Source organism: Brunnivagina elsteri CCALA 953, assembly GCF_002289455.1.
In the GTDB taxonomy this organism is placed as follows: Bacteria; Cyanobacteriota; Cyanobacteriia; order Cyanobacteriales; family Nostocaceae; genus Brunnivagina; species Brunnivagina elsteri.
Genome location: NZ_NTFS01000377.1, coordinates 1 through 6455 on the forward strand (window position 1 = coordinate 1; position 6455 = coordinate 6455).

Genomic DNA, 6455 nt, shown 5'->3' on the forward strand with positions numbered 1-6455 from the left:
ATCTCAATGAAGGGTTCGGGGTACATTTGTCTAATTTTTTCAATTCGTCCCGTACGGGTTTGGGTATGCCAATGACCATAAACTCGACCTGTTGTCAAGACATATGGGAAATTTGGGTCAGGTGGTTCTGCTAATCCCAATGTATGACGGGGAATAAAATTTGCCCTTCCGTTGGATGTAGGGAAAATTTGGTTGGTGTAAAGTCTTTTTGAGTTAGGAGTTTTGAATTGTGAGTTAATTTCTTTAATTTCTAACTCCTCACTCCTCACTCCTAACTTATTATTTTCATTTCCCCACTGAATTCCACCTTCTTCTCGCAATCTTCCATGATTAATATCGCTCATGTCACAAACGCGATTTTTGGTCAGTTGGACAAATTCGGCATAAACTTCGGCAGATGATGGGAAATTGAATTTATCGACAAAACCTAAACGACGAGCAACTTCGGCAAATATTTCCCAATCAGGTATAGCTTCACCAACAGGTTTACGAAATGCCTGACACAAAGTGACAACTCGCTCGGAATTGGTCATTGTCCCGGTTTTTTCACCCCACTGTGCTGCTGGTAATAAAACATGGGCAAATGCTGCGGTTTCTATCGGGTAATATGCGTCTTGGCAAATCGTAAAAGGTGATTTTCTCAATGCTGCTTTGGTACGTTCCAAGTCGGGTAAACTCACTGCTGGATTCGTTGCCACAACCCAAAGCATCTGCACATCACCAATTTCCAATCCAGTAATTATATCCCAAGCTGTACGCCCATTTTCAGGTGATATACTTCCACGGGGAACTCCCCAAAATTCCTCAACTTCATCTCGATGTTCGGCATTTGCTACAAATCGATAACCAGGGAGTAATTGCGCTAATCCCCCCGTTTCCCTGCCACCCATTGCATTCGGTTGTCCGGTGAGGGAAAATGGACCAGCACCTGGTTTACCAATTTGTCCCGTAAGTAAATGTAAATTAATAATGCTGTTGACTTTGGCTGTACCTTCCCGCGATTGGTTAACACCCATTGACCATAAGGATAAAACATTTTTGGATTCTGCCCAGTAATGTGCTGCGGTTTCTAAATCTTGGAGGGAAATACCGCAGGTTTCGGCAACTGTTTCGGGTGGATAATATCGGACAAGTTGGGCAAATTCTTTAAAGTCATTGGTGCAATCTTCAATAAATGCAGCATCAATTTCACCCCAACGCAACAGTAAATGAGCAATTCCATTGAGCAAATTGATATCCGTACCAGGACGAACTGCTAAATGTAAATCTGCTATTTCCGCAGTTGGAGTTTTACGAGGATCGACAACAATTAATTTGACTTGGGGATTTTTTTTGTGATATTTAGCAAACCGATTAAAGATAATCGGGTGACATTCAGCAGTATTCGAGCCGATAATAAAAGCGCAATCGGTTAATTCCAAATCATCGTAACAGCAAGGTGGACCATCAGAACCAAGACTTTGGGTGTAACCTTTGACTGCGCTGGACATACACAAACGGGAATTCGAGTCAAAATTATTCGTTCCCAAACAACCTTTGAATAGCTTTTGAGCAACGTAATAGTCCTCAGTTTGCATTTGCCCAGAACCATACATACAGAGAGCATCAGCACCAAACCTTGTGCGGATAGATTGAATGCGATCGCAAATCAAGTTTAATACTTCTTCCCAACTCACCTGACGAAATTCATCATCTAGGGAATCACGAACCATTGGGTACAATAATCTATCTTTATCCAGGGATTCAGCAACAGTCGCACCTTTTATACAAACCATACCCTGACTCGATGGATGAGTGCGATCGCCCCTGACTTTATAAATTTGATTTTGGATTACTGGATTTTGGATTTTACTTTCAGATGTATCTGTCGAAGAAGAAATCACTTCCAAACCACATCCAACACCACAATAAGGGCAAAGAGTCTTAACAGTCTCAGTCACAGAATACAACCCTGGCAAATATTAAAATTTTTTTGTTAATCTCCCTCTCCGTCTCGGAGAGGGACAGCATTAGAACACAGTTCAAAGCAGGGAGAGGTTTCTCGACTACGACGCTATATCAAACCTAACCCCCTTCCCTGCTAGGATACTGTTGGTCAATTCGTGTAGGGTTAAGCCCCTCAGCTTTTAACCCTTGATTTTGCGTTGTTTATCCGTCCTCAAATAAATTTCGAGCTAATAACTCAAGTTTCTTCAAACGGACTAAAAGCTTGGGAATTAAGGCAGGTGGTAACTGATGGGTTTGACCCCCTTTTAATTCGCCAACAGTATCCTGCTAGGGAAGGGAAGAATGTAGAGACGCGATATATCGCGTCTCTCTTTGTATATTGGTATATTTCGATATTTCCCCTAATTATTCATCCGCATCATCGTGGGCGAATTTATTGTATAAAAAGTCCAGTGCGTAATTTCTTAACTCGTAATACTTTGGGTCTTCCATAATCCGGGCACGATTGCGGGGACGGGAAAAAGGTATATCTAAAATCTCGCCAATCTTGGCTGCTGGTCCATTGGTCATCATTACCAGACGGTCAGCCATAAATAAAGCTTCGTCAATGTCGTGAGTAATCATTAATACCGTTACCCGATGGTCACGCCAGATTTTTAACAGTTCTTCCTGAAGTTCTTCCTTAGTAATGGCATCCAAAGCCCCAAAAGGCTCATCGAGAATGAGAACCTGGGGACGAATAGACAAAGCACGTGCGATCGCAACTCGTTGTTTCATCCCCCCGGAAATTTGACCGGGCTTTTTATCCATTGCTTCGGTCAATCCCACCATCTCTAAATGCTCCTTGACAATGGCACGTTTTTCTGCTTCCGGTTTATTGGGAAATACCGCATCAACGGCAGTGTAGACATTTTCAAACACCGACATCCAAGGTAGCAAACAGTAATTTTGAAACACCATCATCCGATCGGGACCAGGTTCGCTGATAGGTTTGTCCTGGAGCAGTACAACCCCATCACTGGGAGTATTGAAACCCGAAACCATATTCAACAAAGTCGATTTACCGCAACCAGAATGTCCAATTATGCAAACAAATTCACCTTCTTTCACGGTTAAATCAATCCCATCTAAAACCGTGTAAGGTCCATTAGCGGTAGGATAGATTTTGCTCACACCTTTGATAGTGAGGAAATTTTCATTACGGCTGGGAGCAAGCTGAAGTTGTGGCATTTTGTCGCGATCGCGATTGGTTGTTTGCATAATAAATTTTGGTAACAGATAATTTTTATCAGTAGAGACGACCCGGTGGGTCGTCTATATATAAATTAAGGAAGCCCATTAATTGCCCAATTCCCAATTAAATAAACACCTCCTCAACACTGAACTGACGCTTGATTTCAAAACTGCGAATATACTCGATTGGTTCAGAAGGGTTAAATACCTTACCATCAAATAACCAAATCGGAGCATCCCGTCCAATATCTAGGATTCCCAACTCGCGAGCAGCTTCACCAAATACATCAGTACGACTGACTCGTTCGATGATATCTACCCAATTTTTCGGGAAAGAAATCATTCCCCATCGCGCTAGCTGGGTCAAAATCCATAACATTTCGGTGCGATCGGGATAATTAGTTTTATTGACAAAAAACTGATTATATGTAGGTAAAAACTCAGCTTCTTGACCATCACCCTTGTCATAAGCATCAATAAAGCCAGGACGAATCAACTCAGAATTTATCCCAAGATATTCAGGACGGGAGAGAATTTCAACGATTTCTTCTCGGTTTCGTAAGTCGTCGCAATATTCGCAGGCAGATAATAAAGCTTTTACTAGAGCTACATGGGTTTTCGGATATTTTTCAGCCCAATCTTCCCGCACTCCCAAAACTTTTTCCGGATGTCCCGACCAAATTTCTAAATCAGTGGCAGCAACAAAACCAATTTCATCATTGACAGCATGGGTATTCCAAGGGCCACCAACACAATAACCGTCAATGGTTCCAGATTTCAGTGCTGCCACCATTTGCGGTGGAGGAATAACGGTTAAACTTACATCCTCATCTGGGTCAATACCACCAGCAGCTAACCAATAGCGCATCAACAAGTTTTGCATCGATGCGGGATGTACTACCCCCAAAACATGGTTGTGATTTTCATCTGCTTGAAGTGCATTTTTGAAATCAGCGAGGGAATGGACACCTTGTTCTTGCAACTTTTTGCTCAAGGTAATGGCATTACCATTCCGCGAAAGAACCATCGAACAAACCACAGGAACGGGGGTTTTATCTCCAGCACCTAAAGTTAAAGCAAGTGGCATCCCGGCAACCATTTGTGCTGCATCAAGCCTACCTGTTCCCACTCCTTTAGCGACTTCCTTCCAAGAGGTTTCGCGACTGAGGGTGATTTCTTCTAAACCAAACTCGGCAAAAAAGCCTTTTTCCTTCGCCACAATTAACGGTGCAGCATCGGTAAGGGGAATAAAGCCAATATCGAGATTGACCTTTTCCAAACCATTGCGGGAAATGATTACAGGGGCAGATTGTTTTGTCGCAGCCCGTTTCTTCGCGAGTTTTTGCTGGTTGAGGAAGTAAATTATTTCATTTCGCAAACCGTAATAACTGGGGTGATTCACCACCTCCAAACGCTTACGGGGACGGGGAACTGGGACTTCGAGAATTTGACCGATATGTGCTTCCGGTCCATTGGTGAGCATAACAATGCGATCGCTCAACAACAATGCTTCGTCAACGTCGTGTGTCACCATCACACAGGTGAGATTGTTCTCGTTGCAAATTTTCATCAACTGTTCCTGCAAACCACCCCTTGTCAGCGCATCAAGTGCCCCAAAAGGTTCGTCGAGTAGGAGTAATTTGGGACGAATTGCCAATGCTCTAGCAATGGATACGCGCTGTTTCATCCCTCCCGACAACTGGTGAGGAAGTTTATTTGCGGCATTGCGAAGTCCAACTAAATCGATATGGTGTTCAATAATTCCCTTGCGATCGCCCTTCGATTTGTCCTTATATACCTCATCCACTGCCAAGCCAATATTTTCGCGGACATTTAACCAAGGGAGTAGGGAATAATTTTGAAATACAACCATGCGATCGGGACCAGGTTCGCGCACTTCCCTACCTTCGAGGGTGACACCACCAACGCTAGCCCGATCTAATCCAGCAATAATATTTAATAGAGTCGATTTACCGCAACCAGAGTGCCCAATTAATGATACAAATTCGCCTTGTTGAATCTTTAATTCAATATTTTTCAGAGCAATATATTGATTCCCATCTGGCAAGTCAAATATGCGGTCAACATGGTCTACTTCAACAAAAATCGTCGTCATTTTTGATTAGTCCTGATTGGGTTTTAGTTAGTTTGAAATAATCCTATTTTTGACCTTCGGGGACGACTTTACTAGCAACAAATGCAACTAAGCGATCGAGTAACAAACCAACAAGACCGACATAAATTAGCGCTATAATAATTTCGCTTAAATTCGTCTCCGTATTCGTGTTATAAGCGTTCCAAATAAACGAACCAATTCCCACACCACCAACTAACATTTCTGCCGCCACAATCGCCAACCAAGACAAACCAATCCCAATTCTTAACCCAGTAAAAATGTAAGGAACTGTTGCCGGAAACAGAATTTTTGCGAAGTACTTCATCCCACTCAATTTTAAGACTCTAGCAACATTTCTATAGTCCTGGGGTAATTGCTGTACACCAACCGTCGTATTGATTAGGATCGGCCAAATTGACGTGATAAAAATTACGAAAATAGCACTGGGATTTGCCTGTTGAAATCCAGCCAATGAAATCGGCAACCATGCCAGGGGAGGCACTGTTCGCAACACTTGAAAGATAGGGTCTACGGCATTATAAACAAGTGGATTTGAACCAATCAAAATCCCTAATACAACACCAACTATTGCAGCTAAAGTAAAGCCAATACTAACCCGTCCCAAACTACTGAGTATTTGCCAAGCCAATCCTTTATCACTCTCACCATTATCAAAAAATGGCTGAATAATAAATGGGTTCCAGGTTTCCATAACAGTTTCAATAGGTCCTGGTAATTTTGAACCAGGAAAAGAACAAGCAATTTGCCAAATTGCTAAAAATATAGCTAGAGCAACTAATGGCGGTACTACTTTTTTTGATATTATTTGGATGATATCGTTCTGGATACTTTTTTTGCGAGTTCGTCTTCCAAGTGTTGCGGTCATTTTTAAATATCTCCAATTGGAATTTAGTAATAGTATTTAGGTATTTTGTAGTAACTTATTGAATTAGTTCATCTGAATATTTTCTGCGATCGCTTGTCATTTTTATGAGAATATTACTTACAGTAACTTGAATACAGAAGTCTCGGTTTCCCCTAATACCTCGGGATTACCCCCCTTAATCCCCCCTTGCTAAGGGGGGAAAAATAAAAATTCCGGTTCCCTCCCCTTTACGAGGGGAGAAATTATAAATCTAGTTCCCTCCCCTTTATAAGG

The 6455-nt window shown here is 42.1% G+C and carries 4 protein-coding genes; all 4 read right to left on the minus strand.

The window, feature by feature from the left end; translation table 11 throughout:
- A partial coding sequence (locus tag CK510_RS24270) for a molybdopterin-dependent oxidoreductase (protein WP_095724120.1) occupies window positions 1-1940 on the minus strand: 1940 nt, incomplete at its 3' end.
- A gap of 412 nt (window positions 1941-2352) precedes the next feature.
- On the minus strand, window positions 2353-3177 hold the full coding sequence (locus CK510_RS24275) for a nitrate ABC transporter ATP-binding protein (RefSeq protein WP_245912410.1): 825 nt from the start codon (window positions 3175-3177) through the stop codon (window positions 2353-2355).
- A gap of 127 nt (window positions 3178-3304) precedes the next feature.
- A complete protein-coding gene (locus tag CK510_RS24280) occupies window positions 3305-5296 on the minus strand; it encodes an ABC transporter ATP-binding/substrate-binding protein (protein WP_095724122.1) in 1992 nt (663 codons plus the stop codon).
- Between the two features lie 43 nt (window positions 5297-5339).
- On the minus strand, window positions 5340-6182 hold the full coding sequence (gene ntrB, locus CK510_RS24285; protein WP_095724123.1) for a nitrate ABC transporter permease: 843 nt from the start codon (window positions 6180-6182) through the stop codon (window positions 5340-5342).
- Window positions 6183-6455 lie beyond the last annotated feature (273 nt).

Excerpts from the sequence above, each read along its gene's own strand:
- CK510_RS24280 (WP_095724122.1), bottom strand. The coding sequence starts at position 5,296 with ATGACGACGATTTTTGTTGAAGTAGACCATGTTGACCGCATATTTGAC.
- CK510_RS24275 (WP_245912410.1), bottom strand. The coding sequence starts at position 3,177 with ATGCCACAACTTCAGCTTGCTCCCAGCCGTAATGAAAATTTCCTCACT.
- ntrB (WP_095724123.1), bottom strand. The coding sequence starts at position 6,182 with ATGACCGCAACACTTGGAAGACGAACTCGCAAAAAAAGTATCCAGAAC.